Genomic DNA, 25,853 nt, shown 5'->3' with positions numbered 1-25,853 from the left:
TTCCCCCTCTCCCTCCCCCCCCCCCCCCCCCGCCCCCCCGGGAAAACCACCTGGCTCCCCCTTTGCGCAGTGCGCACCGGGCCACCGGTCTTTTTCGTTCCGTACGTGCTCGGCGCCGGGACCCGTCAGGCTCGCAGACCCCGGATGACCAGGGCGGACACGGCCTCGAACTCCGTGACGATCTCCGGGCGCTGCCATTCCGCCGCGTACTGCGGGTCGTGGAAGCGGGCCGTCGCGTCGAAGACCGCGCGGGCGGCGCCCGGGACGTCCTCGGCGGTGAACTCGCCCGAGGCCGCACCCTCGCCGATGATCCGGGCCAGCTGGGAGATCAGCTCGGTCAGATGGGCGTCGACGACCCCGCTGCTCTCGGCGAGCAGGACGGTGTACGTCGCGAACAGCTCGGGGTCGTCGCCGGCCTTGTGGCGCTTGGCCTCGAAGAGGGCCTCCAGCCAGGCCTCGAGCTTGGTGGGGGCCGCCTCCGCCGGGGCCGAGGTGATCTCCTCCAGCCGGCCGACGGTCCGGCCCAGCCAGCGGTCGGTCACGGCCTCGCGCAGGGCGGCCTTGGAGGGGAAGTGGCGGTAGACGCTGCCGTGGCTGACCCCGAGGGCCCGGGCGACGTCGACCACGGTCGCCTTGCCGGGCCCGAAGCGGCGCAGTACCTCCTCAGTGGCTTCGAGGATGCGCTCGGGGGTCAGGGCTTCGGCGGGTGGCATGGGACGACCGTACCCGGAGGTCAGTGCTCGCTGTCGAGGTGGGCCATCTGGGCTGCCGGGTAGCGCTCGCCCGCAGCGGCCCCGGCCGGGACCGCCTCCTCGATCGCCGCGAGGTCGGACGCGTCGAGGGCGATCTCCAGGGCTCCCAGCGCCTCGGCCAGCCGGTCCCGGCGCCGGGCCCCGATCAGCGGCACCACGTCGTCGCCGCGGGAGAGCACCCAGGCGATGGCGGTCTGCGCCACCGAGACCCCCTTGGCCTCGGCGACCTTGCGCAGGGCCTCGACCAGGTCGAGGTTGCGGTGGAGGTTGTCGCCCTGGAAGCGCGGGCTCATCCCGCGGAAGTCCCCGGGGGCGAGCAGCCGGTCGCGGGTGAAGTGCCCGCTGATCAGCCCGCGGGACAGCACGCCGTACGCCGTCACGCCGATGCCGAGCTCCCGCGCGGTGGGCAGGATCTCCGCCTCGATGCCCCGGGAGATCAGCGAGTACTCGATCTGGAGGTCGGAGATCGGGGCGACGGCGGCGGCGCGGCGCATCGTGTCCGCACCCACCTCGGAGAGCCCGATGTGGCGCACGTGTCCGGCCTGCACGGCCTCGGCGATCGCGCCGATCGTCTCCTCGATCGGCACGTCGGGGTCGACGCGGGCGATCCGGTAGACGTCGATGTGGTCCCGGCCCAGCCGCTGGAGGGAGTACGCGAGGAAGTTGCGCACCGCCTCGGGGCGGCCGTCGTACCCGGTGAAGCCGCCCTCGACCGTGCGCAGCGCCCCGAACTTGACGCTGGTGAGGGCCTTGTCGCGGACGGCTGCGGGGGCCGTGCGCAGGGCTTCGTTGATGAGGAGTTCGTTGTGCCCCATGCCGTAGAAGTCACCGGTGTCCAGCAGGGTGACGCCGGCGTCGAGGGCGGCGTGGATGGTCGCGATCGACTCGGCGCGGTCGGCGTCGCCGTACAGCGCGGACATCCCCATGCAGCCGAGGCCGAGGGGGAACACGGAGGGGCCGGCCGAGCCGAGGGAGCGGAGGGGTGCGTCAGTGGTCATGGCACGAGGATGACATGACGGCTGACAGATTTCAATATCTGTCAGCCGTCAGGATGGAAGTGCCCTCGGAGATGCCGTCGGCGGCGCGACCCGGAAGGGGGATCGATAGTATGACTAACTAACGAATATGCGATGCGCGACAATGGGGGGATGACCACGCTCCCCGCCGCCCTGACGATCGGCCCGCACACCGTGCAGCCGCCGGTGGTGCTCGCGCCCATGGCCGGTATCACCAACGCTCCCTTCCGTACCCTCTGCCGCGAGTTCAGCGGTGGCAAGGGGCTCTTCGTGAGCGAGATGATCACCACGCGGGCGCTGGTCGAGCGCAACGAGAAGACCATGCAGCTGATCCACTTCGACGCGGCCGAGAAGCCGCGCTCGATCCAGCTCTACGGCGTCGACCCGGCCACGGTCGGCAAGGCGGTCCGGATGATCGTCGAAGAGGACCGGGCCGACCACATCGACCTGAACTTCGGCTGCCCGGTGCCCAAGGTCACCCGCAAGGGCGGCGGCTCGGCCCTGCCCTACAAGCGCAACCTGCTCCGCGCCATCCTGCGCGAGGCCGTGTCCGGCGCCGGGGACCTCCCGGTGACGATGAAGATGCGCAAGGGCATCGACGACGACCACCTGACCTACCTCGACGCCGGCCGGATCGCCGTCGAGGAGGGCGTCACCGCCATCGCCCTGCACGGACGCACCACCGCCCAGCACTACGGCGGCACCGCCGACTGGGAGGCCATCGCGCGACTCAAGGAGCACGTGCCGGAGATCCCCGTGCTCGGCAACGGCGACATCTGGTGCGCCGAGGACGCCCTGCGCATGGTCCGCGAGACCGGCTGCGACGGCGTGGTCGTCGGCCGCGGCTGCCTGGGGCGCCCGTGGCTCTTCAACGACCTGGTGGCGGCCTTCGAGGGCCGGCCGCAGGACTACTACGCACCGGCGCTGCGGGAGGTGGCCGCGGTCATGCTGCGGCACGCCACCCTGCTCGGCGAGTGGATCGGCGACGAGGCCCGCGGAGTGATCGACTTCCGTAAGCACGTGGCCTGGTACCTCAAGGGCTTCTCGGTCGGTTCGGAGATGCGCAAGAAGCTCGCCGTCATCTCCTCCCTGGCCGAGTTGGACGCTCATCTGAGCGAGCTCGATCTGGATCAGCCCTGGCCGGAGAGCGCGGACGGCCCGCGGGGCCGTACGTCCGGAAACAACCGAGTTGTCCTCCCGGAGGGCTGGCTCAAGGATCCGTACGACTGTGCCGGGGTGAGCGAGGAAGCCGAACTGGACACGTCCGGAGGCTGAACGATGGGCGTGATATGCGCCACGCATGCGAGGGGTTGCGCTCAGATGAGCGCATAAATCGCGGATGCACTTCTCAAAGGGTGGCACTGGGTGCCACCCTTTGTGTGTTCAAGGCTTGAACGCAAATGGATCGATGATCGCTCATCTGGGCGTGGGCAAGCCTCTCCGGGCGTCTCGGCCTTCGGGATGTGAAGGCTTTTGGGGGGATCGGGCTACTCAACAGTTACTTTCGATCTGGTGGCGGACGGGTGGTTGAAGCCGTATGACGACCAAGTGGACGTACCGGGATGCCTTCGATCTGGGTATGTTCCTGGCCGTCAGGGCAGCCACCGAGTCCTCGAGGAGTCGAGACCCGTGTCGGAAAACAAAGATCAGAAGTTCGTCTACGACTTCACCGAGGGCAACCGGGACCTCAAGGACCTTCTCGGCGGCAAGGGGGCCAACCTCGCCGAGATGACCAACCTGGGTCTGCCGGTTCCTCCCGGCTTCACCATCACCACCGAGGCCTGCAAGGTCTACCTGGAGAGCGGCGAGGCACCGGCCGCGCTGCGCGACGAGGTCAGCGCCCACCTGGACGCCCTCGAAGCGAAGATGGGCAAGAAGCTCGGCCAGTCCGACGACCCGCTGCTGGTCTCCGTCCGCTCCGGCGCCAAGTTCTCGATGCCGGGCATGATGGACACGGTCCTCAACATCGGTCTCTCCGACGAGTCGGTCGTCGGCCTCGCCCGCCAGGCCGACAACGAGCGCTTCGCCTGGGACTCGTACCGCCGCCTGGTCCAGATGTTCGGCAAGACCGTCCTCGGCATCGACGGCGAGCTCTTCGAGGACGCCCTCGACGAGGCCAAGGCCGCCAAGAAGGTCACCGTCGACACCGACCTCGACGCCGCCGACCTGAAGAAGCTGGTCAAGCACTTCAAGAAGATCGTGGCCAAGGAAGCCGGCCGCGAGTTCCCGCAGGACGCCCGCGAGCAGCTGGACCTCGCCGTCGAGGCGGTCTTCAACTCGTGGAACACCGACCGCGCCAAGCTCTACCGCCGTCAGGAGCGCATCCCGAGCGACCTGGGCACCGCGGTCAACATCTGCTCCATGGTCTTCGGCAACCTGGGCCCCGACTCCGGCACCGGCGTCGCCTTCACCCGCGACCCCGCCAGCGGCCACGCGGGCGTCTACGGCGACTACCTCCAGAACGCCCAGGGCGAGGACGTGGTCGCGGGCATCCGCAACACCGTGCCGCTCGCGGACCTGGAGGCCATCGACAAGGCCTCGTACGACCAGCTCATGACGATCATGACGACGCTGGAGAACCACTACAAGGATCTCTGCGACATCGAGTTCACCATCGAGCGCGGCCAGCTGTGGATGCTCCAGACCCGCGTCGGCAAGCGCACCGCGGGCGCGGCCTTCCGCATCGCCACCCAGCTCGTGGACCAGGGCCTCATCACCGAGGCCGAGGCCCTCCAGCGCGTCACCGGCCACCAGCTGGCGCAGCTGATGTTCCCGCGCTTCGACGAGGGCGCCAAGACCACCCTGCTCGGCCGCGGCATCGCCGCCTCCCCGGGCGCGGCGGTCGGCAAGGCCGTCTTCGACTCGTACACGGCCGTCAAGTGGTCCCGCTCCGGCGAGAAGGTCATCCTGATCCGCCGCGAGACCAACCCGGACGACCTGGACGGCATGATCGCCTCCGAGGGCATCCTGACCTCGCGCGGCGGCAAGACCTCGCACGCCGCCGTCGTCGCCCGCGGCATGGGCAAGACCTGTGTCTGCGGCGCCGAGGAGCTCGACGTCGACACCAAGCGCCGCCGCATGACGGTCGGCGGGACGGTCATCGAAGAGGGCGACGTCGTCTCCATCGACGGCTCCACCGGCAAGGTCTACCTCGGTGAGGTACCCGTCGTACCGTCGCCGGTCGTCGAGTACTTCGAGGGCCGCATGCACGCCGGCGCCGACGACGCCGACGAGCTCGTCGCCGCCGTGCACCGGATCATGGCGTACGCGGACCGCGTCCGCCGCCTGCGGGTGCGCGCCAACGCCGACAACGCCGAGGACGCGCTGCGCGCCCGCCGCTTCGGCGCCCAGGGCATCGGCCTGTGCCGCACCGAGCACATGTTCCTCGGCGAGCGCCGCGAGATGGTCGAGCGCCTGATCCTCGCGGACACCGACTCGGAGCGGGAGGAGGCACTCAGTGCCCTCCTGCCGCTGCAGAAGAAGGACTTCATCGAGCTGTTCGAGGCGATGGACGGCCTGCCCGTCACCGTCCGGCTGCTCGACCCGCCGCTGCACGAGTTCCTGCCCGACATCACCGAGCTGTCGGTGCGCGTCGCCCTCGCCGAGTCCCGCAAGGACGCCAACGAGAACGACCTGCGCCTGCTCCAGGCCGTCCACAAGCTGCACGAGCAGAACCCGATGCTCGGTCTGCGCGGTGTCCGCCTCGGCCTGGTCATCCCCGGTCTGTTCGCCATGCAGGTCAAGGCGATCGCCGAGGCCGCGGCCGAGCGCGCCAACGCCAAGGGCGACCCGCGGGTCGAGATCATGATCCCGCTCGTGGGCACCGTCCAGGAGCTCGAGATCGTCCGCGAAGAGGCCGACCAGGTCATCGCCGAGGTCGAGGCCGCCACGGGCACCAGCCTCAAGCTGAGCATCGGAACGATGATCGAGCTGCCGCGCGCCGCCCTGACGGCCGGGCAGATCGCCGAGGCCGCGCAGTTCTTCTCCTTCGGTACGAACGACCTGACCCAGACGGTGTGGGGCTTCTCCCGCGACGACGTCGAGGCCAGCTTCTTCACCGCGTACCTGGAGAAGGGCATCTTCGGGGTCTCGCCCTTCGAGACCATCGACAGGGACGGCGTCGGCTCCCTGGTCCGCAGCGCCGTCCAGGCCGGCCGGGCCACCCGCCCCGACCTCAAGCTCGGCGTCTGCGGCGAGCACGGCGGCGACCCCGAGTCGGTGCACTTCTTCCACGAGGTCGGCCTCGACTACGTCTCCTGCTCGCCGTTCCGGATCCCGGTGGCGCGCCTGGAGGCCGGCCGTGCCGCCGCCGAGGCGAAGGGCAGCGACAGCCGCTGACCGGCGCACCACAGACTGCGCCCGGCCCCGGGGATCCCTGACACCCCGGGGCGGGGCGCACCCACTCCGGAACCGTCACAGGCTCACCAGAACCCTCACCGAGCCGGTGGCGGTTCCGGCGCGTCCGCGCCCGGCCGGCGATTAACCGGAATTCACACACCAGCAGGCGGCGGACGGATCCCCACCCGTCCGCCGCCTCCTGTCAATCTGCCGGACACGTCGGCGCATCCCAGTGCGACCGACCGCCAGGCTCCGCAAAGCCCCCCACGGCCTTCGCGAAGCGTTTCCGGTCGCCCCGGAGTGTGCCCGGCGGACTACAGCATTTCGCTTGTCACGCCCCTGCCGAAAGGGGTTTCAACTGTGGCCGAAAGGACGTGGTGACGTCGCGTGACGGTGTGCATACTCATGGGGCGGGGGGATTGCGGTTGCACAGGTGGGGGTTCGGTGCTGCGTATCCATTTCACTGGAGTGGACCTGGCACGGGTGCGGATGGCAGGAAGACCCGATGCGTTGTGGGAAACGATTCTGAGTTTCCATCGATTAAGAGACCGGCGGGATGTCCGACTGTTCGGTGAATGGCGTACGGAAACCCGTACCCGGTTGAATGGTGAAACACGCCTCCTGGGCGCGTTGATACCTACCCGCGGGTATTTCCCGGACTTTCTGACGCCCGTGGAGGGCCGGTACGGCATGGACCTCGGGCTCGACGCGATCCTCGGCACGCGCGCGCCCAGGCTGCGCCGCGAGACGGCCCTGCTGGCCCGTCCGGGGCAGGCGCTGCCGGGGCGGGTGCGGGAGTTCGCCGAGGGCGGCCCGGGGCAGGTGTCCCGGCTGGTCGCGGAGCTGCGCCGGTACCACCGGGCGGCCGTGGAGCCGTACTGGCCGCACATCCAGGCCCAGATCGAGGCCGAGCGGGCCGCGCGCGGCCGGGCGCTGCTCGACGGCGGTGCGGACGAGCTGCTGTCCTCGCTGCCGACGATGATGCGTTGGCGGGCCCCGGTGCTGGAGTGCGACTACCCGGTGGACCGGGACGTGCGGCTGCGCGGGCGGGGCCTGCTGCTCCAGCCGTCGTTCTTCTGCCGCCGGACCGCGGTGACCCTGCACGATCCCGAGCTGCCGCCGGTGCTCGTGTACCCGGCCGCCGCCCAGCTCGCCTCGGCGTACCCGGGCGGGGATCCGGCGCGCCCGGGGGAGGAGTACCGCCAGCGGACCCTGGGGAAGCTGGTCGGGCACACCCGCTCGGTGGTGCTGCGCGCCATAGGGGACGGGGCGACGACCAGCGAGCTCGCCCGCCGGGCCGGCGTCTCGCTGGCCTCCGCCAGCCAGCACGCCTGCGTGATGCGCGAGGCGGGTCTCGTCACCACGCTGCGGCACGGCAACGCCGTCCTGCACACGGTCACCCCGCTGGGGGCGGCGCTGCTGAGGGGCGGCGCGGTCGCCTCGTAAGCGGAAGGGAACGCCGCAAGGCCCCCGCCGGGATCTTCCGGCCGGGGGCCTTGCGTCGTCGGGCACGTGGGCCCGGCACTGGTCCGGCACCGGTCCGGTGCCGGGCGGTCAGGTGCGGAAGGGGCCGGTGACCTCGTACGTGATGCCGCCGGAGGAGCTGCCGCTCGTACCGCGCTGGCTGGAGAAGTACAGGCGGTTTCCGGCCGGGGAGAAGGCCGGGCCGGTGATCTCGGAGGAGGACTGCCCGGTGATCCGCAGGAACGGCGCGACGACGTCGTCCGGGGTGATCACGCAGATCTCCATGTTGCCGCCGTCCTCGGCGACGTACAGGTCGCCGAACGACGAGCCGGTGACGTTGTCGACGCCCGTCAGCGGGGCGCCGCCGCTCACGAGCGAGTCGTCGTAGGCCAGCTCGTAGGTGCTGTTCGTCAGGTTGAGCTGCCAGACGCGGTTGTCGCCCTTGGTGGTGAACCACACGGTGTCGTTGGCGTAGTGGCAGCCCTCCCCGCCGTTGAACTTCTTCGAGCCCGAGACCTGGCTGCGGGTGGCGGTCGGCGAGCCGTCCGGGTCGGGCACGGTCTGCCAGGTGAAGGAGCCGGAGGTGGCCGTGCCGGCCTTGAGCACCTGGAGGGTGCCGGAGGAGAGGTTGCCCCAGGTGGTGGGGATGAAGCGGTAGAAGCAGCCGCTCGACTCGTCCTCGGTCAGGTAGATCACCTGGCGCACCGGGTCGGCGGCCGCGGCCTCGTGCTTGAAGCGGCCCAGGGCGGGGCGCTGCACGGCGGCGTTGACGCCGTACGGGTCGGTCTCGTACACGAAGCCGCGGTCCACCTCCTCGCAGGACAGCCAGGTGTTCCACGGGGTCTTGCCGCCCGCGCAGTTGGTACGGGTGTTGGAGAGGATCCGGTACGCGCCGGTGACGGTGCCCGAGGAGTTGAACTTCACCGCGCTCGCGCCGCCGCCGGGGTTGATCTCGGAGTTCGAGACGTAGATCCAGCCCGAGCCGTCGGTGTAACAGGCACCGCCGTCGGGGGCGTTGTGCCAGGTGTACGAGGTGCCGCTGACGGTCTGGCCGGAGCGGGCGATCACCCTGCTGGTGAAGCCGCTCGGCAGCATGATCCCGTTCGCATCCGCCGCGCCGAGCGCTCCGTACGGGCCGGGGCCGGGCTGGGCGGGCGCCGCGTAGGCCGCCCCGTGCATCAGCGTGCCGCCGAAGGCTGCGGCCGAGGTGCCGATCACGGCACCGCGCAGGAAGTTACGACGTTCCACGGTCACTCCATGGGGGGAGGGAGGCCCCGCGGCCGGCCGGCCGCGAGGTCGCGCGCCGAGGAACATAGGAGTGCGGAATTGACGCCACGTCAACGGGGCGTGTCGTGACGGAATCCGGAGGCCGTCCTTGCGGTTCAGCCTTCGAGGAGGTCCTTGAGGACCCCCAGGCGTTCCTTCCAGTACGTCTTGTAGACGGCCACCGCGTCCGCGTCCGCGAGCTTGGTGTGGCCCACCCCCACCTGCGTCCGGTCCGCGCCCTTCGGGGTCAGGTAGACCGAGATCCGGCTGCTGCCGCCGTCCCAGTCCGCCGTCACCGACTTGCCGGGCCGGTGGGTGCGCAGGCTGAAGTCGGCATGGGGGAGCCAGCGCGCACGCAGGGCGTCGTCCGCGAAGGCCTCGGTGACCCGCTCGGCGGGCGCGTGCACGGTCCGGCTGCCGCTCGCCTGCCAGTCCCCGTCGCAGGACTGCCCGACCTCGCGCAGGCCGCGCTCCTGCTCGTACCCGACGGTGACCGACTGGGCGTACCAGCCGCTCACGCCGTACGCCTCGACCAGGTGGCGGGCGATCTCGGTGTGCGTGCGGCCGGTCGCGCCCCAGGCGTCGAGCTCGGCGAACCACGCGGGCCAGTCCCGGCCGGTCTCCGCGGCCAGCGCCTCGCCCGACAGCTTCTCGGTGATCTTCTTGACGGCCATGTCCCCGACGCTACTGGTTGCGCTCATGTCCTGCTCATCGGCTGCCTGACCTGCGGTTTCGCGGACCTTGCCGGGGTCCTGGAAAATGTGTGCCAGAGACCGATGAGTTCCGCAGGGGCCTGCGGTCTACCTCTCGAAAGCTGCACGACGCCGCACCGCCCGGAGCGCCGAGAGAAAAGAGAAACCGATGCCCGCCACCATGATCTTCGTGAACCTGCCGGTCAAGGACCTGGAGGCGAGCAAGACCTTCTGGGGCAAGCTGGGCTACTCCTTCAACCCCCAGTTCTCCGACGACACGGCCGCCTGCATGGTCATCAGCGACACGATCTTCGCCATGCTGCTGACCGAGCCCAAGTTCAAGGAGTTCACCAAGAAGGACATCGCGGACGCCCGGCGGTCGACCGAGGCGATCATCGCGCTGAGCGCGGACAGCCGTGCGCAGGTCGACGAGCTGGCCGACGCGGCCGAGGCCGCCGGCGCCACCCGGACCCGGGACGCCGACGACTACGGCTTCATGTACTCCCGCTCCTTCGACGACCTGGACGGCCACCAGTGGGAGCTCGTCTGGATGGACCCGCAGGCGGAGCAGGGCTGACGGCTGCGGTCACGCGCGGGGCGCGGCGGCCGAGGTGGGAGCGGTCCGGACCCGGTAGGTGCGGACCGCCACCTCGTCGTCGTCCAGGCAGCGCCCCGATTCGAGGTCGAAGCGCTGCTTGAGCAGCGGGGAGGCCACGAACGGCCGCCCGGCCGCGGAGCCGAGCAGCCCGCGGGAGAGCACCTGGGCCCCGGTGAACGGATCCCGGTTGCCGATGGCGTACGGGCGGCCGGACCGGTCCAGGAAGACGGCGGCCTGGCTGCCGTCGGGCAGCAGCGCGGCCACCCCGCGCCCGGGGGTCACGGCCCCGAGCTCGCACACCGTGAGCCACGTCTCGTCGAGGCACAGTTCGATCGTCATCGGGCGGAGCTTCCTTCCAGGGGGCGGGCCGGCGGGCTGAGGGTGAGCACGGTCAGGTCGGGCTTGACCTGGTCGCGCTCCGGCACGAAGCGCACCGACGGGTCGGGCGCCCCGGGCGCGTTCACGAACGACACGAACCTGCGCAGCCGGTCCGGGTCGTCGAGGGTCTCGGCCCACTCGTCGCGGTAGTGGGCCACGTGGTCGGCCATCAGGGACTCCAGCTCGCCGCACAGCCCGAGCGAGTCGTGCACGATCACGTCGCGGAGGTGGCCGAGTCCCCCCTCCAGCCGCTCCAGCCAGGTCGAGGTGCGCTCCAGCCGGTCGGCGGTGCGGATGTAGAACATGAGGAACCGGTCGATGAGGCGGACGAGCTCGGCGTCCGACAGGTCCTGGGCGAGCAGGTCGGCGTGGCGCGGGGTGGCCCCGCCGTTGCCGCCCACGTACAGGTTCCATCCACCGGCGGTCGCGATCACCCCGAAGTCCTTGCTCTGCGCCTCCGCGCATTCGCGGGCGCAGCCGGAGACGGCCGACTTGAGCTTGTGCGGGGCGCGCAGGCCCCGGTAGCGCAGCTCGAGGTCGATGGCCATGCGGACGCTGTCCTGGACGCCGTAGCGGCACCAGGTCTGCCCCACGCACGACTTCACCGTGCGCAGCGCCTTGCCGTACGCGTGCCCGGACTCGAATCCGGCGTCCACCAGCCGGGCCCAGATCTGCGGGAGCTGGTCCACGCGCGCGCCGAACAGGTCGATGCGCTGCCCGCCGGTGATCTTCGTGTAGAGGCCGAAGTCGCGGGCCACCTCGCCGATCACGATGAGCTTCTCGGGGGTGATCTCGCCGCCGGGGATCCGGGGGACGACCGAGTACGAGCCGTTGCGCTGCATGTTCGCGAGGAAGTGGTCGTTGGTGTCCTGGAGGGCTGCCTGCTCGCCGGCCAGGACGTAGCCCTGCGCGCCGATGGTCGGTGCGAGCGAGGCGATGATCGAGCCGATGGCGGGCTTGCAGACCTCGCAGCCCTCGCCGCCCCGGGCCTCCGCCCGCCCGTGGCTGTCCAGCAGGGCGGCGAAGGAGGTCAGGCGCAGGGTGCGGACGATCTCGTAGAGCTCGGCGCGGGTGTGCGGGAAGCAGCCGCACAGGCCCTTGTCCCCGGCGGCCGGCAGCAGCTGGCCGATGACCTTCACGCACGAGCCGCAGCCGGTGCCCGCCTTGGTGCACTTCTTGACCTCGGGGAGGGTCGTGCAGGCGGTGATGGCCTTCTTGGTGACGTTGTGGCAGGAGCAGATCACCGCGTCGTCGGGCAGGGAGGCCGGGCCGAGGGCGGCCGGGGCGCCTATCCCGGCGGGCAGCACCAGCTGCTCGGGGGAGACGGGCGGTACGGAGCCGGTGAGCGGGCGCAGCAGCCCGTAGGAGTCGGCGTCGCCCACCAGCACGCCGCCGAGCAGGATGCCGTCCGGGCCGACGACCAGCTTCTTGTAGACGCCGGAGCGGGAGTCGGAGTAGACGACGTCCAGGCAGCCTTCGGCGGTGCCGTGCGCGTCGCCGAAGGAGGCCACGTCGACGCCGAGCAGCTTGAGCTTGGTGGACAGGTCGGCGCCGGTGAACGTCAGCTCGCGGCGGCCGGCCAGGTCGTCCGCTGCGGTCAGGGCCATCTCGTAGCCGGGTGCGACGAGTCCGTAGACCCGGCCGTCGGCCGCGAGGGCGCACTCGCCGATCGCGTAGATGCGGGGGTCGGAGGTGCGGCAGTTCTCGTCGACGGTGATGCCGCCGCGCTCGCCGACCGCGAGGCCGCAGTCCCGGGCCAGCTGGTCGCGGGGGCGGACGCCGGCGGAGAAGACGACGAGTCCGGCGTCGACGGTGCTGCCGTCGGAGAGCTTCATCCCGGTGACCGAGCCGTCGGGCCCGGTGACGATCTCCTGGGTGCCCACGCCGGTGTGGACGGTCAGGCCCATGGACTCGACGGTCCGCCGCAGGGCGGCGCCGCCGCCCTCGTCGACCTGTACGGGCATCAGCCGGGGCGCGAACTCCACGATCCGGGTGCCCAGGCCGAGGCCCTGGAGCGCGCCGGCGGCCTCCAGCCCGAGCAGGCCGCCGCCGACGACGGCGCCCTCCGTCTTGTCCTTGGCGTACTCCTCGATCGCGAGGAGGTCCTCGACCGTGCGGTAGACGAAGCAGCCCGGGGCGTCCTTGCCCGGAACGGGCGGGACGAAGGGGTACGAGCCGGTGGCGAGCACCAGCGTGTCGTACCGGAACACCCGGCCGGAGCGGGCGGTGACGGTGCGCGCCTCCCGGTCGACCGCCTCGGCGGGGTCTCCGAGGTGCAGCTCGATCCCGTGCTCCTCCATGAACCCGGCCGGGGTAAGGGAGAGGTCCTCGGGGCTGCTGCCGGAGAAGTACGAGGTGAGGTGCACGCGGTCGTAGGCGGGGCGGGGCTCCTCGCAGAGGACGACGATCCGGTGGGTCCGGCCGTTCACTCCGCGGTCGGTGAGCGCTTCGAGGTAGCGCTGACCGACCATGCCGTGCCCGATGAGCACGATCGTTTCAGGGGTGGTCACGTCAGGAGCCTCCATCGTCGGTGAGCAGGTGGAGCAGCGGATTCCGGGGGGAATCCGGAAGCGGTTCGTCGCTCTCCCAGGTCCGGGCGAGGGCGCCCACGGTGGAGAGCTCGCCGAGCAGCACGCCGCCGACCAGCCGGTCGCCGCGCACGACGACCTTGCGGTAGGTGCTGCGGGTGGCGTCGGCCAGGTGCAGGACGTCGTCGCCCGGCAGGGGGGTGGTCTCGCCGAAGGCGGCCAGGTCGAGCGGCCGGTCGCCCGCGACGAGGGTGAGCCGGGTCAGGGCGCGGGTGCCGGTGTAGTGGCCGGCGCCGGCGGGGCGGGTGCCGGTGAGGACGGCGGCCAGCGCGTCGGCTTGTTCCAGGGCCGGCCCGGCGAGCCCGTACACCCGGCCGTCGTGCTCGGCGCAGTCCCCGATCGCGTGGATGTGCGGGTCGCTGGTGCGCAGCTCGTCGTCGACCACGATGCCCTTGCGTACGGTCAGCCCGGCGGCCTGGGCGAGTCCGGTGCGGGGGCGCACCCCGCAGGCCAGCACGACCAGGTCGGCGTCCAGGCGCAGGCCGTTCGCGAGCTCGACGCCGGTGACGCGGCGGGGGCCGGGGGCGGTGGTGAGGCCGCGGACCCGGCACTCGGTGTGCACCTCCACGCCCAGCGCGCCGATGTGCCGCAGCAGCAGGGCCGAGGCCTCCTCGTCGAGCTGGCGCTCCATCAGGCGGTCGCCCTGCTGGGCCAGGACCACCTGCGCGCCCCGCTCGGCGAGCGCGCGGGCCGCCGAGACGCCGAGCAGTCCGCCGCCGACGACGACCGTGCGCAGGCCGGGGCGGACCGCCTCGGACAGGGCCAGGCAGTCGGCCATGGTGCGGAAGGGGTGCACGCCGTCGGGCAGGTCGCGGCCCCCGGGCTCGAAGAGCCCGCGGAGCGGGGGCAGTACGGGGTTGGAGCCGGTGGCGAGCACGAGGGTGTCGTACGGCAGGGCCGCGCCGTCGTCGCAGTGGACGGTACGGTCGGCCGGGTCGATGCGGACGGCGCGGACGCCGCGCCGCAGGGCGGGGCCGGGAGCCGGGAGCGCGGTGACCTCCGGGCCGTAGCGGCCCGCGAGCACCTCGGCGAGCAGCACCCGGTTGTACGGGGCGTGCGGCTCCTCGCCGAGCACGGTCACGGAGGCGGCGGGGCCGAGGCGCTGGGCGAGCCGCAGGCCGGCCATCCCGGCGCCGATCACCACCACACGCGGTTGCGAGGTCATACCGGTGAGCGTGCGGCGTCGCTGTTTCCCGCGGGGAACCCCCCTGTTTCCCACACGGAACGCTGCCCTCACCTGCCGTGCCCCGGACTGTGAGCCCCGCCCTGCCGCCCCCGGCCCGCCGCGTCGCGGCGGCCCTCGGCACGCGTCCGGCAGGCCGCGCCCGGCAGGTCCGTTAACCCGTGGTGAGGCGCGGCTCAAGGGCGCCTTAAGGATCACCGCGGGGCCGTCGGAGCCGCCTGGCACCCCGCTGGAGCCGCTTAGCGTGGGGAGCATGAAGACCGCCCCCGCGCAGCTCCGCGCCGGGCTGGCAGCCGGTGCGGGGGCAGTCGTCCTGCTGTGGGGCGCGCAGCTGCGGCCCTCTGCCCGCCCCGACGCGCTGTTCGCCGCCGCCGCCCATCTCACCGGCCTCCTCGCCGGGTACGGGATCCTCGTCATGCTGTTCCTGATGGCCCGCGTCCCCGCGGTCGAGCACGGCGTCGGCGCGGACCGCCTCGCCCGGTGGCACGCCCGCGGCGGCCGCCTGGTGCTCTCGCTCTGCTTCGGGCACGCCCTCCTCGCCCTCCTCGGGTACGCCGTGCACACCGGTACCGACCTGATCGCCGCCACCGCCGGGCTGCTCGGCTACCCCGCACTGGCCGCCGCGGCCGCCGGCACCGCGCTGCTCGCCGCGGTCGGCGTCAGCTCCGCCCGCTCCGTGCGCCGCCGCGTGGCCCACGAGACCTGGCGGGGCGTCCACTTCGGCGCCTACCTCGCCGCCGCCCTCGCCTTCGCCCACCAGCTCGCCGGGCCCGATCTCGCGTCGTTCGCCCCGGTCGCGTGGCTCTGGGCCCTGCTGCACTCGGCCGTCGCCGTCCTGCTGGTCTGGTACCGCGGCGTGGTTCCGGTCCGGCAGGCGCTGCGGCACGCGCTGCGCGTCGCCGAAGTGCGCTCCGAGGGGCCCGGGGTGGTGTCCGTGCTCGTCCGCGGGCAGGCGCTGGGCGAGCTGCGCGCCGAACCCGGCCAGTTCCTGCGCTGGCGTTTCCTCCAGCGCAGGCTCTGGTACACCGCACTGCCCTTCTCCCTCTCGGCGCCGGTGCAGGGCGACTTCCTGCGGATCACGGTCAAGGCGCTCGGCGGCCACTCCCGCCGGATCCGCCGGCTCCGCCCCGGCACCCGCGTCCTCGCCACCGGCCCCTTCGGCGCGCTCACCGCGCACCGCCGGACCCGCCCGCGCGTGCTGCTGATCGCCGGCGGGGTCGGCATCACCCCGCTGCGCGCGCTCTTCGAGACCCTGCCGGGCGGCCCCGGCGACCTCACGCTGCTCTACCGGGCGGGCGCGGCGGAGCAGCTGGTGCTGCGGCACGAGCTGGAGGCCATCGCGGCGGCCCGGCAGGCCGGGCTGCACTTCCTGCTCGGCCCGTCCGACGCCGCGTACCAGCCGCTGGCCCCGCAGGCCCTGCGCCGGCTGGTCCCGGACCTCGCCGAACGCGACGTGTACCTGTGCGGACCGCCCGCCATGGCCGACGCCACCACCGCCGCCCTGATCCGCGCCGGGGTCCCGGCCGGACACATCCACTCCGAATGCTTCAGCTTCTGAGGAGCGCCGTCCCGATGGCCCGTCACCGCAAACCCTCCCCGCTGCGCACCTGCCCGCCGAAGGCGCGGGCGCTGCTGGTCTCCGCCCGCGCTGTGCTGGCGGGCGTCCCGCCGCAGCGGCGGCTGGCCGCAGGCCTGGCCACGGCCAGCGCGCTCGCCGCCACCGTGCTCACCACGGCGGTCGACCCGGCCGCCCCCGTCGCCCCCGACCGGGCGCGCCCGGCCGAAAGCTCAAGCGCAGCGCAACTTTCCGGAGATTGATGGACTCTGCACCTAACTGCTTCGTAAGGTCGCGGGCGTGCCCGAGATACCGCTGACCGTCCTGATCCTCCTCTGCCTCGCCGCGGCCGCCGCGGGCTGGGTGGACGCCGTGGTCGGGGGTGGCGGGCTGCTGCTGCTCCCCGCGCTCCTGCTGGGCCTGCCCTCCGGGACCGCGCCCGTGTACGCGCTCGGCACCAACAAGGCCGTCGGAATCGTCGGCACGTCGGGCGCCGCCGTCACCTACGCGCGCCGGGCACCGGTCGACGTACGGACCGCCGTGCGGATCGGGCTTGCCGCGCTGGCCGGTTCGACGGCGGGCGCGGCCTGCGCCGGGCTCCTCGGCCGCGACGCGCTCCGGCCGCTGATCATGGCCGTGCTGCTGCTGGTCGCGGGCTTCGTGATCTTCAAGCCCGCCTTCGGCACCGCCCCGCCCCCCGGCCCGGTCTCGCGCCGCCGCATGGCCGCCGCGGTCCTCCTGGCCGGAGTGGGCATCGGCTTCTACGACGGCATGATCGGTCCGGGTACGGGCACGTTCCTCGTGCTGTCGCTGACGGCCGTGCTCCACCTCGACCTGGTCGCCGCCTCCGCCACCGCCAAGATCGTCAACGTCTGCACCAACGCCGGCGCGCTCGCGATGTTCGCCTACCAGGGCCAGGTGCTGTGGCAGCTGGCCGCCCTGCTCGCGGTGTTCAACCTCGCCGGCGGGATGGCGGGGGCGCGCACGGCCCTCAAGAAGGGCACAGGTTTCGTCCGCGGCGTGCTGCTCTCCGTGGTGTGCGCGCTCGTGGTCAAGCTCGGCTTCGAGCAGTGGGCCGCCTGAGGCGGTCGGCGGGCGCGCCGACCGCCGCCCGTCAGTAGGTGCCGGACAGCCGGGCGAAGACGACGACGTTGCCGCGGTATCCGGTGCGCTCCGAGAAGCCGCCGCCGCAGGTGATCACCCGCAGCTCGGCGCCCGGCGCCGGGCCGTACACCTTCCGGTCAGGGAAGGCCTTCGCGTCGTACACCTCGACGGCGTACACCGTGAACACCGCGGTACGGCCGTCCCGGCGGGCCACCTCGACGGCGTCGCCCCGGTGCAGCGCGCCCAGTTCGTAGAAGACGGCCCGGCCCTTTGCGTGGTCCACGTGCCCGGCCACGATCGCGGTGCCGGCGGCACCGGGCGCGGTGCCGCCGCGGTACCAGCCCGCGAGGTTCCGGCGCTCCGGCGGCGGCACCTGGAGCCGCCCGTCGCGCTGGAGCCCGAGACCGGTCAGCGGGGCGTCCACGCGGATGGCGGGGATCCGGATCCGGTCGGGCGGGGCGGGGGGCAGCGGGGTGACCGCCCGGGACGCGTACTCCGTGCCCGCGGCCCGGCCGGAGTCGGAGCCGGCGGCGGCTCCGGACGTACGGGCGCCGGCGCCGGCGCCCGCGAGCGACTCGCTGGCGGCGGGCTGCGGCGGCTCCTCGCGCACGCCGAGGCCGTTGCCGATCAGCCAGATGCCGGTGCAGACGGCGAGGGCGACGGCGCCGCAGTGGCGGGCGGTGCGGTTGTCGCCGGGCATGGGAGGACCCCCTCGGGTGCGGATGCCGGACGGGGAAGCACGGAGAAGCACGGGGAAGCACGGGGAAGCACGGGAAAGGACGCGGAGGAGAGCCGTCGCCCGCCCGCGCGAGCGGGGGGACCTCGGGGGCGGGCGACGGGGACGGTACCTGCGGACCGCGGGGAGTCCGTCAGGCCTGCGCGCCGCTCGCCCGGCGACGCAGGACCCAGGTACCGCCGACGGCGGCCGCGGCCAGCACGGCCACTCCCGCCGCGATCTGGACGGGGTCGGCGGAATCCTTCGTACCGCCGCCCACGCCGGTCTGCACGTGGCCCTGCGGGCCGCGCTCGGTGACGATCACGTCGCCCGTGGCGAACTTGCCGTTGGCGCAGGTGACTCCGATGCCGTAGGTGCCGTGGCGGGTGTCGTGCGCGACCCGGAAGTGGCCGGCCACCCCTTCCTTGCGGCTGCCGGGCACCAGGTGGAAGCGGCCGCCGCCGACGGTGGTCGCGTCGCCGTCGGCGTTGCCGTGCGGGCCGCACGCCGTGGTGCTGACGGTGACGGTGTCCCCGGGCGCGGCCGACCGCGGCGAGATCTCCAGCGGTGCGAAGTCCCCGGCGGCGGCGAAGGCGGCCGCCGGACCGGCCAGGGCGGCGGACAGCAGGGTGCCGGTCAGCAGGACTGCGGGGCGGCGGCGCATGGATCGCTCCTCCGGAAGGCGCGGGGTCGTGTCTCCGAGGTAAGGCCCCGCGGCGGCGCCGCGCCTTCTGACCCTGTTTCAGATCCGGCCGGGTGCGGCGGATTGGGCCCCGGCGCCGGGGCGTTCGGGCACGTCAGAGGCCCGTACGCGAATTCCGCGGCATCCGGGTCACCACCGCCCCGTCCGGGTGACGCCGCGGCCTCGCCCGCCCGTCACCCCCGCCGCGGCCGGTCAGGCCGCAGGCAGTACGACGGAAGCGCACGCGCCGCCCCCGGTGCGGTTCGCGAGCGTGACCCGGGCCCCGATCACCTGCGCCTGGCCGAGCGCGATCGTCAGGCCCAGCCCGGTCCCCCGACCGCGCTCCGTCGCGCCCGTCAGGAACCGCTGCGGGCCCTCGCGCAGCAGCTTCGCCGGGAACCGGGCCCGCGGTCGGCCACCGTGACATACGGCGGGCGCGGGCTCGCCCCGGGCCAGCCCGCCGGGTGCGGCGCAGCCACCTGCGCAGAGGACTGCGACGAGGGCTCCGGCGAGTGCCGGAGCGGCCGCGGTGCGCCGGGCGGTACGGCGGGGGACTGGGGTCATGGGGGGTCGTCGCAGGGGGTCGGGGGCGCGGACAATCGACCGTAGACGGCGGTCCGTCGCGGACACCGGGACGTCGTGTAACAGCGGCGCATACGATGCGCCGACACACGTGACTCGGGACTTCCGGCCGGGGCCGGAACTCCCGTTGTAACCGAGGGAGGCACCCCGTGACATCGGTCGAACGGCCGGAACCGGCAGTCCCGCCGACGCGATCGCCGGCACAGGCACAGGCACAGGCACAGGCGCCGTCGGTGCTCGCGGTCCTGACCACCGTGGACTCGGCGGACGGGGCCGGGGCGCTGGCCCGCGATGCGGTCGCCGCCCGGCTCGCCGCCTGCGCACGGATATCGGGCCCGGTCACCTCCGTCTACCGCTGGAAGGGCGAGGTGGAGACCGCCTCGGAGTGGCAGGTGCTGTTCAAGGCGACCGCCGCGGCCTACGACGCCCTGGAGGCGTGGCTGCTGGAGGCGCATCCGTACGACACCCCGGAGATCATCGCCACGCCCGTGGTCCGGGGGAGCGCCGCGTACCTGGACTGGGTGGCCGCGGAGACCGCGCCGTGAGCGCCGCTGCCGGACTCCAGGGGCAGCTGCCGTTCTTCGTCTACGGCACCCTGCGGCCGGGCGAGGTCAACCACGACCTGTTCCTGCGCGGCCGCACCGCGGCGGAGGTCCCGGCCCGCCTCCCGGGCGCGGCCCTGTACGACGGGCCGGGCTATCCGTACGCCGTCGAGCGGGCGGGGGCGCAGATCGTCGGCGAGCTGATCACCCCGGTGGCCGTGCGGTACGCCGAACTGCTCGCGGAGCTCGACGTGCTGGAGGAGTACGACGGCCCGGGGCGCCCCGGGAACCTCTACGACCGGGTCGCGCGCGACGTCCTGCTGGCCGACGGCACGGCCGTACCCGCATGGGTCTACCTCGCGGCCCCCCTGCTGGCCCGCCGCCTGGCCCGGTCGGGCACGCCGATCCCGACCGGCGACTGGCTCACCCGCCGCCCCGCCCGGCCGTGAGGCGCCCGCGGCGGCCCGGCCCGGCCGCGCGGCGCACCGGCGGCCGGGGCTACGGTGCCGGGACTGGGACTGCCCCGAGCGGCCGCACGCGCACCGCGCAGACCTTGAACTCCGGCATCCGGGAGACCGGGTCGAGCGCAGGGTTCGTCAGGGAGTTGGCCCGGCCCTCGCCCGGCCAGTGGAACGGCATGAAGACGGTGTCCGCCCGGATCGCGTCCGAGATCCGGGCCGGGGCCACCGCGCGGCCCCGGCGCGAGACCACCTCCAGCGGGGCGCCCTCGACGGCCCCGATCCGCTCGGCCAGCCGCGGGTGCAGCTCCACGAACGGCCCCGGCGCGGCCGCGTTGAGCTCCGCCACCCGGCGGGTCTGCGCGCCGGACTGGTACTGGGCGACCACCCGCCCCGTCGTCAGCAGCAGCGGGTACTCCGCGTCCGGCATCTCGGCCGCCTCCCGGTGCGCCACGGGCACGAACCGCGCCCGCCCGTCGTCCGTCGCGAACCGGTCGAGGAACAGCCGCGGCGTGCCCTGCGTCCCCTCGGGGCAGGGCCAGAACACCCCGTCCTCGGCGGCGATCCGCCCGTAGTCGATCCCGGAGTAGTCCGCCGGCCCGCCCGCGGACGCGCGCCGCAGCTCCTCGAACACCTCCTCCGGGTCGGCCGGGAAACCCTTGTCGGCGTTCTCGACGCCGAGCCGGGCCGCCAGCCCGTGCAGCACCTCCAGGTCGCTGCGCACACCGGCCGGGGGAGTCAGGGCCCGGCGCCGCAGCAGCACCCGCCCCTCCAGGTTGGTCGTGGTGCCCGTCTCCTCCGCCCACTGCGTCACCGGCAGCACCACGTCCGCCAGCGCCGCCGTCTCCGACAGCACCACGTCCGCGACCGCGAGGAAGTCCAGCGACCGCATCCGCTCCTCGATGTGCGCGGCCCGCGGGGCCGACACCACCGGGTTCGAGCCCATCAGCAGCAGCGCCTTCACGTCGCCGCCGAGCGCGTCGAGCAGTTCGTACGCGCTGCGCCCCGGACCGGGCAGCGAATCCGGGTCCACCCCCCACACCGCGGCCACGTGCGCCCGCGCCGCCGGGTCGGTCAGCTTCCGGTAGCCGGGCAGCTGGTCGGCTTTCTGGCCGTGCTCCCGCCCGCCCTGCCCGTTGCCCTGGCCGGTCAGGCAGCCGTACCCGGACAGCGGCCGGCCCGCCCGGCCGGTGGCCAGGCACAGGTTGATCCACGCGCCCACCGTGTCGGTGCCCTTGGACTGCTGCTCGGGCCCGCGGGCGGTGAGCACCATCGCCGACTCCGGCGCGCAGAACATCCGTACCGCCTCGCGCAGCTTCGGCACGGGCACCCCGGTGATCCGTTCGACGAGCTCCGGCCAGTGCGCCATCGCCGAGGCGCGGGCCTCGTCCCAGCCGGTCGTACGGGCCGCGATGAACTCCTCGTCGGTCCGGCCTTCGGAGACCACCAGGTGCAGCAGGCCCAGCGCGAGCGCCAGGTCGGTGCCGGGGCGCGGGGCCAGGTGCAGGTCGGCCTGCTCGGCGGTCCGCGTCCGGCGCGGGTCGATGACGATCAGGGTGCCGCCGTTCTCCTTCAGCTCGGTCAGGAAGCGCAGCGCCGGCGGCATGGTCTCGGCGAGGTTGGAGCCGACCAGGATCACGCAGCCGGTGCGCGGGACGTCCTCCAGCGGGAAGGGCAGCCCGCGGTCGAGGCCGAAGGCCCGCTGGTGCGCGGCGGCGGCCGAGGACATGCAGAAGCGGCCGTTGTAGTCGATCTGCGAGGTGCGCAGCGCGACACGGGCGAACTTCCCGAGCGCGTACGCCTTCTCGTTCGTCAGCCCGCCGCCGCCGAAGACCCCGACGGCGTCCCGGCCGTGGACGCGGCCGGTGCGGGCCAGCCCCTCGGCGACCGCGTCGAGGGCCTCCTCCCAGCCGGCCGGCTCGAGCCGGCCCGTGGCGCGGGAGCGGATCAGGGGCTCGGTCAGCCGCACCCGGGACGAGAGCAGCGCGGGCGCGGTACGGCCCTTGCCGCACAGCGCGCCCCGGTTGACCGGGAAGTCCGGCCGCTCCGCCACCGTGACGCCCTCCGGCGCGGGCTGCAGGTTCATGCCGCACTGGAGCGCGCAGTAGGGGCAGTGCGTCGGGGTGGTCGCGGCGGCGGGGTCCTCGGGGTGCATGGGCCCAGCGTGCGACGCGGGTGTTACGCCCGGCCCCGGCGCACGTTACGCCGAGGACACGCCGCCCTCAGCGTCCCGGACCCGCTCCGGTGAGGCGCCCGGCCGTCATGCCCGCCGTCCAGCCGCCGTCCACGGCCGGCTCCGCGCCCGTCACGTACGCCGCCGCGTCCGACAGCAGGAACGCCACCGCGGCCGCGACCTCTCCGGGTACGCCGACCCGCCCCATCGGAGTGCCGGGGTAGTCGCCCTCGCCCGCCCTGATGCCGACCGGGGCGGTCATCGGGGTCAGCGTCATGCCCGGGTGGACGGAGTTCACCCGGATCCGGGCCTCCGCCAGCTCGACGGCGCCGATCTCGACAGGCCGCGCACGCCCCTTTGCCACTCAGATCGACCGGATCCGGTACAGCCACGGTGAGCACCTCATCGCGCAGTCCGGGGATCCGCTTCGGGTAGCCGCGCACCGTATGACTGTTCGTCACAGGGTCGTGGCGGCAGTCTGCCAGAGCGTCCCCCGCTGTCAGCGCGCCTGCGGCTGCCCGTCGGCACCCGCCAGCGCCCGCGCGACCCCGTCCTCCCGCGGCCCCAGGAAGTGCGGATCGGGGGTGAAGGCCGCGTCCAGCGCCGCCTTCCCCGCGGCGAACACCTCCCGCGCGCCGCCGTAGTACCAGGTCGCGTCGTGCACGTCGGTCACGCCCACGCCGTACGACTCGACCCCGGCGGCCTGGCACAGCGCTACCGCGCGCCGGATGTGGAAGCCCTGGCTGATCAGCACCGCCCGGTCCACGCCGAAGATCTTCTTGGTGCGGACGCACGAGTCCCAGGTGTCGAAGCCGGCGTGGTCGCTGACGACCCGGTCGGCGGGGACGCCGTGCGCGGTCAGGTACGTCCGCATGGCGTCCGGCTCGTCGTACTCGGTGCGGCTGTTGTCCCGGTCACCAGCACCACCTTGACCTTGCCGGTCCGGTACAGGTCGGCGGCGGCGTCGAGCCGGCGGGCCAGGTAGGGCGTCGGCCGGCCCTTCCAGAGCCCGGCGCCGAAGACCACCGCGACGTCCGCGGCCGGCGCGTCCGCGGTCGTCCGCAGCCGGTCCGCGGCCGTCGTGTGCGTCCACGCCGAGGGAAGCAGCGCGATCACGCACCCCGCCATCACGGCCTGAACGGTCCGCCGCCAGCCTCGTATGCCCATGTTCTCCCCCGTGCCGTTCCGTGCCGTGCTGCCGTGCTGCCGTGTGCCGGCCCGTGCCGCTCCGCGACAGGCCGCTGCGGTGCCCGGCGGGCGCTGCCCGCCCGCCCCGCCGTGACGATCTCTGTCCTGGGACGCGCCGAAGCCCCCCGCGGTTTCATCTCCGGGCCCCGCCCGCTTCCGTGAGCAGCCGGAAAACACCCGTCACGCCCGCGCAACCGCAGCGCAACCTCCGCCGGTCAGGATCGGTTCATGACGGAGCCGGTGCACCCTCCCGAGTCGTTTCCCCTGCTCGCCCCCCTTCCCTTCGGCAGCCCGGCCGAGCTGCTCGGCCGGATCACCCTCCAGCTCGGCACCCAGCTCAGCGGCCTGCGCCCGCCGAGGGCCCGGCGGAACGGAGCCCCCGCATGCCCACCCTCGTCGCCGTCGCCCACGGCAGCCGTGACCCGCGAGCCCTCGAGACCGTGACCGCCCTGCTCGACCGGGTCCGCGAGCTGAGCCCGCGGCTGCGAGTCCGGCTCGGCCACATCGAGCTGAACGAGCCGCTCCTCGACCACACCCTCGCCACCCTCGGCGGACCCGACACCCCCGGCGGACCCGGCGCGCCCGGAGCCTGCGACGGCGAGGCCGTCCTCGTCCCCCTCCTCCTCGGCCGCGGCCACCACGTCACGCACGACCTGCCCCGCGCCGCCGCCGGCGCGGCCGACGCCACCGGCCTGCGCGCCCGGGTGGCCGACCCCCTCGGCCCGCACCCCCTCCTCGTCGAGGCCCTCCACGACCGCCTCCTCGACACCGGCTGGAGCCCCGGCGCGGGCGCGGCCGTCGTCCTCGCCTGCGCCGGCTCCCGCGACCCGCGCTCCGCCGCAGACGCGCGCACCACCGCGCGGATGCTGTCCGAGCGCCTCGGCGGCACCCCCGTGCTCCCCGGCTACGCCTCCGCCGCCGCGCCCACCGTCCCCGAGGCCGTCCGCGCCCTCACCGCCCGCGGCCACCACCGGATCGCCGTCGCCTCGTACTTCACCGCTCCCGGCCGCTTCGCCGCCCAGAGCGCCGCGGCCGCCCCCGGAGCCGCCGCCGAGCCCCTCGGCGCCCACCCGGCCCTGGCCCGGCTGGTCCTGCACCGCTACGCCCGGGCCCTGACCCGCCCGTACGCCGCCCCGCACCAGCGCCCCCACCGGGAACTGGCGCCCGCCTGACCCGGTATGGCCCCGCAATGTCGGTGCCTCCGGTTAACGTCGGTGCATGGAAGGCACCGCACGTGAACCGTTCTACGACCCCTCCGCCACCGAACGCTGGGCCACCGAGCCCGACAAGCGGCCGGGACGCACGGCCTTCCAGCGCGACCGCGCCCGCGTGCTGCACTCCGCCGCGCTGCGCCGCCTCGCCGGGAAGACCCAGGTCGTCACCCCGGGCACCCGCTCCCAGGACTGGGACGCCAGCCCCCGCACCCGCCTCACCCACTCCCTCGAATGCGCCCAGGTCGGCCGTGAGCTCGGCGCCGCCCTCGGCTGCGACCCCGACCTCGTCGAGGCCGCCTGCCTCTCCCACGACATGGGCCACCCGCCCTTCGGGCACAACGGCGAAGAAGTCCTCAACGACTTCGCGAAGGACTGCGGCGGCTTCGAGGGCAACGCCCAGTCCCTGCGCCTGCTGACCCGCCTCGAGCCGAAGCGCTTCGTGCCCTCCGACGACACCGGCGAGCTGGTCAGCGTCGGCCTGAACCTCACCCGCGCCTGCCTCGACGCCGCCACCAAGTACCCGTGGGCGCGCGGCGGCCACCCCACCGAACCCGACTCGGTCAAGTTCGGCGCGTACGACGACGACCTGCCCGTCTTCGAATGGCTGCGGCGGGGCGCCCCCGTCGACCGCAAGTGCTTCGAGGCCCAGGTCATGGACTGGTCCGACGACGTCGCGTACTCCGTCCACGACTTCGAGGACGGCCTGCACGCCGGTCACCTCGACCCGAACCTCCTCTTCGCGGACCCCGAGCGCGACGAGATCTGGCGGGTCGCGATCGGCCGGTACGTCCCCGCCGACACGGACCCCGAGGAGTTGCGCGAGGCCCTCGACCGGCTCATGGGCGAGGACTGGTGGCCCCACGGCTACGACGGCTCCGCCGTGGCCCAGGCCCGCCTCAAGGACGCCACCAGCCAGCTGATCGGCCGCTTCTGCATGGCGGCCGAGAGCGCGACCCGTGAGGCCCACGGCCCCGGCCACCTGACCCGGTACGCCGCCGAACTGGTCATCCCGCGCGCCGCCCGCAACGAATGCGCGGTCCTCAAGGCCGTCGCGGACCTGTACGTCATGCAGCGCGAGGAGCAGGAGCGGGTGCGCGCCGACCAGCGCATCGTCCTGGCCGAACTGGCCGAGGCGCTCAGCGCCCGCGCCCCCGAGGGCCTCGACCCCCAGTTCCGCGCCCTCTTCGACGCCGCGCCCGACGACAAGGCCCGCAAACGCGCCGTCATCGACCAGCTCGCGTCCCTGACGGACGCCTCCGCGCGCTCCCTGCACGCCCGCCTCACGACGCGCCGGGGGGTGAGGTGATCGGGCCACTCCCTCTTCACGCGGCACGCTCAGTGCGGGACGCTCGCATGTGCCCGCAT

Annotated in this window: 21 protein-coding genes and 3 pseudogenes; 11 read left to right on the top strand and 13 right to left on the bottom strand. The window is 73.5% G+C overall.

Going from position 1 to position 25,853, the window contains the following annotated elements; translation table 11 throughout:
• Positions 1-125 precede the first annotated feature (125 nt).
• Together ACZ7H1_RS08835 and ACZ7H1_RS08830 are read right to left on the bottom strand one after the other, a co-directional pair.
• Complete coding sequence (locus tag ACZ7H1_RS08835) at positions 126-713, bottom strand: TetR/AcrR family transcriptional regulator (protein ID WP_470784926.1); 588 nt, start codon at positions 711-713, stop codon at positions 126-128.
• Between the two features lie 20 nt (positions 714-733).
• Entirely contained in the window at positions 734-1,750 is a 1,017-nt protein-coding gene (locus tag ACZ7H1_RS08830; RefSeq protein ID WP_470784925.1) for an aldo/keto reductase, read from the bottom strand.
• Between the two features lie 132 nt (positions 1,751-1,882).
• Here ACZ7H1_RS08830 and dusB point away from each other — a divergent pair, with 132 nt between their 5' ends.
• The 3 genes from dusB (at position 1,883) to ACZ7H1_RS08815 (ending at position 7,552) form a co-directional block, all read left to right on the top strand.
• Positions 1,883-3,043: a tRNA dihydrouridine synthase DusB gene (gene dusB / locus ACZ7H1_RS08825; RefSeq protein ID WP_470784923.1), complete on the top strand. Its 1,161-nt coding sequence runs from the start codon at positions 1,883-1,885 to the stop codon at positions 3,041-3,043.
• Positions 3,044-3,397: 354 nt separating this feature from the next.
• A complete protein-coding gene (ppdK, locus tag ACZ7H1_RS08820) occupies positions 3,398-6,106 on the top strand; it encodes a pyruvate, phosphate dikinase (protein WP_470784921.1) in 2,709 nt (902 codons plus the stop codon).
• A 444-nt stretch (positions 6,107-6,550) separates the two neighbouring features.
• On the top strand, positions 6,551-7,552 hold the full coding sequence (locus tag ACZ7H1_RS08815) for an ArsR/SmtB family transcription factor (protein ID WP_470784919.1): 1,002 nt from the start codon (positions 6,551-6,553) through the stop codon (positions 7,550-7,552).
• A 108-nt stretch (positions 7,553-7,660) separates the two neighbouring features.
• On the opposite strand, the gene ACZ7H1_RS08810 is transcribed toward ACZ7H1_RS08815, so the two are convergent.
• Together ACZ7H1_RS08810 and ACZ7H1_RS08805 are read right to left on the bottom strand one after the other, a co-directional pair.
• Positions 7,661-8,818, bottom strand: a complete 1,158-nt coding sequence (locus ACZ7H1_RS08810; RefSeq protein WP_470784917.1) for an alkaline phosphatase PhoX — start codon at positions 8,816-8,818, stop codon at positions 7,661-7,663.
• A 134-nt stretch (positions 8,819-8,952) separates the two neighbouring features.
• Positions 8,953-9,537 carry an SRPBCC family protein gene (locus tag ACZ7H1_RS08805; RefSeq protein WP_470784915.1) on the bottom strand — a complete coding sequence of 195 codons (585 nt, stop codon included), beginning with the start codon at positions 9,535-9,537 and terminating at the stop codon, positions 8,953-8,955.
• Between the two features lie 160 nt (positions 9,538-9,697).
• Here ACZ7H1_RS08805 and ACZ7H1_RS08800 point away from each other — a divergent pair, with 160 nt between their 5' ends.
• Positions 9,698-10,105, top strand: a complete 408-nt coding sequence (locus tag ACZ7H1_RS08800; RefSeq protein ID WP_470784914.1) for a VOC family protein — start codon at positions 9,698-9,700, stop codon at positions 10,103-10,105.
• A 9-nt stretch (positions 10,106-10,114) separates the two neighbouring features.
• Here ACZ7H1_RS08800 and nirD read toward each other — a convergent pair whose 3' ends face one another.
• The 3 genes from nirD to ACZ7H1_RS08785 are packed head-to-tail and all read right to left on the bottom strand — an operon-like array spanning position 10,115 to position 14,257.
• Complete coding sequence (gene nirD, locus ACZ7H1_RS08795; RefSeq protein ID WP_470784913.1) at positions 10,115-10,465, bottom strand: nitrite reductase small subunit NirD; 351 nt, start codon at positions 10,463-10,465, stop codon at positions 10,115-10,117.
• Complete coding sequence (gene nirB / locus ACZ7H1_RS08790; RefSeq protein WP_470784911.1) at positions 10,462-13,029, bottom strand: nitrite reductase large subunit NirB; 2,568 nt, start codon at positions 13,027-13,029, stop codon at positions 10,462-10,464. The genes nirD and nirB overlap by 4 nt, the downstream gene beginning before the upstream one ends.
• On the bottom strand, positions 13,016-14,257 hold the full coding sequence (locus ACZ7H1_RS08785) for an NAD(P)/FAD-dependent oxidoreductase (RefSeq protein ID WP_470784909.1): 1,242 nt from the start codon (positions 14,255-14,257) through the stop codon (positions 13,016-13,018). The genes nirB and ACZ7H1_RS08785 overlap by 14 nt, the downstream gene beginning before the upstream one ends.
• 271 nt (positions 14,258-14,528) lie before the next feature.
• Here ACZ7H1_RS08785 and ACZ7H1_RS08780 point away from each other — a divergent pair, with 271 nt between their 5' ends.
• Genes ACZ7H1_RS08780 through ACZ7H1_RS08770 form a run of 3 tightly spaced genes read left to right on the top strand, consistent with a single transcriptional unit; the run spans position 14,529 to position 16,913 of the window.
• Complete coding sequence (locus tag ACZ7H1_RS08780) at positions 14,529-15,833, top strand: ferredoxin reductase family protein (protein ID WP_470784908.1); 1,305 nt, start codon at positions 14,529-14,531, stop codon at positions 15,831-15,833.
• A 14-nt stretch (positions 15,834-15,847) separates the two neighbouring features.
• Positions 15,848-16,093, top strand: coding sequence for a hypothetical protein (locus ACZ7H1_RS08775; RefSeq protein WP_470784906.1), 246 nt, complete (start codon positions 15,848-15,850; stop codon positions 16,091-16,093).
• 37 nt (positions 16,094-16,130) lie between these two features.
• Positions 16,131-16,913 carry a sulfite exporter TauE/SafE family protein gene (locus ACZ7H1_RS08770; RefSeq protein ID WP_470784905.1) on the top strand — a complete coding sequence of 261 codons (783 nt, stop codon included), beginning with the start codon at positions 16,131-16,133 and terminating at the stop codon, positions 16,911-16,913.
• A 31-nt stretch (positions 16,914-16,944) separates the two neighbouring features.
• On the opposite strand, the gene ACZ7H1_RS08765 is transcribed toward ACZ7H1_RS08770, so the two are convergent.
• From ACZ7H1_RS08765 to ACZ7H1_RS08755, 3 genes and pseudogenes are all read right to left on the bottom strand, one after another.
• Positions 16,945-17,634 carry a class F sortase gene (locus ACZ7H1_RS08765; protein ID WP_470784903.1) on the bottom strand — a complete coding sequence of 230 codons (690 nt, stop codon included), beginning with the start codon at positions 17,632-17,634 and terminating at the stop codon, positions 16,945-16,947.
• 169 nt (positions 17,635-17,803) lie between these two features.
• A complete protein-coding gene (locus ACZ7H1_RS08760; protein WP_470784901.1) occupies positions 17,804-18,313 on the bottom strand; it encodes a hypothetical protein in 510 nt (169 codons plus the stop codon).
• A 231-nt stretch (positions 18,314-18,544) separates the two neighbouring features.
• Positions 18,545-18,756 (bottom strand): annotated as a pseudogene (locus tag ACZ7H1_RS08755) (ATP-binding protein); the annotation flags it as partial.
• 390 nt (positions 18,757-19,146) lie between these two features.
• Here ACZ7H1_RS08755 and cutA point away from each other — a divergent pair.
• Both cutA and ACZ7H1_RS08745 read left to right on the top strand, forming a co-directional pair.
• Positions 19,147-19,458 (top strand): divalent-cation tolerance protein CutA, encoded by a 312-nt coding sequence (gene cutA, locus ACZ7H1_RS08750; protein ID WP_470785157.1) that lies wholly within the window; start codon positions 19,147-19,149, stop codon positions 19,456-19,458.
• The gene (locus ACZ7H1_RS08745; protein WP_470784899.1) at positions 19,455-19,904 is read left to right on the top strand and encodes a gamma-glutamylcyclotransferase family protein; all 450 of its coding nucleotides are present in this window, start codon (positions 19,455-19,457) and stop codon (positions 19,902-19,904) included. Before cutA ends, ACZ7H1_RS08745 begins: the two co-directional genes overlap by 4 nt.
• Before the next feature lie 49 nt (positions 19,905-19,953).
• Here the strand turns inward: ACZ7H1_RS08745 and ACZ7H1_RS08740 are convergent, their stop codons facing one another.
• The 3 genes and pseudogenes from ACZ7H1_RS08740 to ACZ7H1_RS08730 form a co-directional block, all read right to left on the bottom strand.
• Complete coding sequence (locus ACZ7H1_RS08740; protein WP_470784897.1) at positions 19,954-22,068, bottom strand: molybdopterin oxidoreductase family protein; 2,115 nt, start codon at positions 22,066-22,068, stop codon at positions 19,954-19,956.
• A gap of 67 nt (positions 22,069-22,135) precedes the next feature.
• Positions 22,136-22,467, bottom strand: a pseudogene (locus ACZ7H1_RS08735) (SDR family oxidoreductase); the annotation flags it as partial.
• Positions 22,468-22,585: 118 nt separating this feature from the next.
• A pseudogene (locus ACZ7H1_RS08730) lies at positions 22,586-23,253 on the bottom strand (SanA/YdcF family protein).
• A gap of 404 nt (positions 23,254-23,657) precedes the next feature.
• Between ACZ7H1_RS08730 and ACZ7H1_RS08725 the strand changes: the two are divergent.
• Both ACZ7H1_RS08725 and ACZ7H1_RS08720 read left to right on the top strand, forming a co-directional pair.
• Positions 23,658-24,446 (top strand): sirohydrochlorin chelatase, encoded by a 789-nt coding sequence (locus ACZ7H1_RS08725; RefSeq protein ID WP_470784895.1) that lies wholly within the window; start codon positions 23,658-23,660, stop codon positions 24,444-24,446.
• 46 nt (positions 24,447-24,492) lie between these two features.
• Positions 24,493-25,794, top strand: coding sequence for a deoxyguanosinetriphosphate triphosphohydrolase (locus ACZ7H1_RS08720; protein ID WP_470784893.1), 1,302 nt, complete (start codon positions 24,493-24,495; stop codon positions 25,792-25,794).
• The last annotated feature ends 59 nt before the right edge of the window (positions 25,795-25,853 follow it).

It is taken from the genome of Streptomyces sp. NPDC037401 (assembly GCF_055602345.1).
This window is presented reverse-complemented; position numbering and strand designations above follow the sequence as displayed.

Coding starts and splice junctions, on each gene's coding strand:
- ACZ7H1_RS08720 (WP_470784893.1), top strand. CDS start 24,493: ATGGAAGGCACCGCACGTGAACCGTTCTACGACCCCTCCGCCACCGAA.
- ACZ7H1_RS08780 (WP_470784908.1), top strand. CDS start 14,529: ATGAAGACCGCCCCCGCGCAGCTCCGCGCCGGGCTGGCAGCCGGTGCG.
- ACZ7H1_RS08760 (WP_470784901.1), bottom strand. CDS start 18,313: ATGCGCCGCCGCCCCGCAGTCCTGCTGACCGGCACCCTGCTGTCCGCC.
- ACZ7H1_RS08800 (WP_470784914.1), top strand. CDS start 9,698: ATGCCCGCCACCATGATCTTCGTGAACCTGCCGGTCAAGGACCTGGAG.
- ACZ7H1_RS08740 (WP_470784897.1), bottom strand. CDS start 22,068: ATGCACCCCGAGGACCCCGCCGCCGCGACCACCCCGACGCACTGCCCC.
- ACZ7H1_RS08830 (WP_470784925.1), bottom strand. CDS start 1,750: ATGACCACTGACGCACCCCTCCGCTCCCTCGGCTCGGCCGGCCCCTCC.
- ACZ7H1_RS08785 (WP_470784909.1), bottom strand. CDS start 14,257: ATGACCTCGCAACCGCGTGTGGTGGTGATCGGCGCCGGGATGGCCGGC.
- dusB (WP_470784923.1), top strand. CDS start 1,883: ATGCGCGACAATGGGGGGATGACCACGCTCCCCGCCGCCCTGACGATC.
- ACZ7H1_RS08805 (WP_470784915.1), bottom strand. CDS start 9,537: ATGAGCGCAACCAGTAGCGTCGGGGACATGGCCGTCAAGAAGATCACC.
- ACZ7H1_RS08725 (WP_470784895.1), top strand. CDS start 23,658: ATGCCCACCCTCGTCGCCGTCGCCCACGGCAGCCGTGACCCGCGAGCC.
- ACZ7H1_RS08775 (WP_470784906.1), top strand. CDS start 15,848: ATGGCCCGTCACCGCAAACCCTCCCCGCTGCGCACCTGCCCGCCGAAG.
- nirB (WP_470784911.1), bottom strand. CDS start 13,029: ATGGAGGCTCCTGACGTGACCACCCCTGAAACGATCGTGCTCATCGGG.
- ACZ7H1_RS08835 (WP_470784926.1), bottom strand. CDS start 713: ATGCCACCCGCCGAAGCCCTGACCCCCGAGCGCATCCTCGAAGCCACT.
- nirD (WP_470784913.1), bottom strand. CDS start 10,465: ATGACGATCGAACTGTGCCTCGACGAGACGTGGCTCACGGTGTGCGAG.
- ACZ7H1_RS08765 (WP_470784903.1), bottom strand. CDS start 17,634: ATGCCCGGCGACAACCGCACCGCCCGCCACTGCGGCGCCGTCGCCCTC.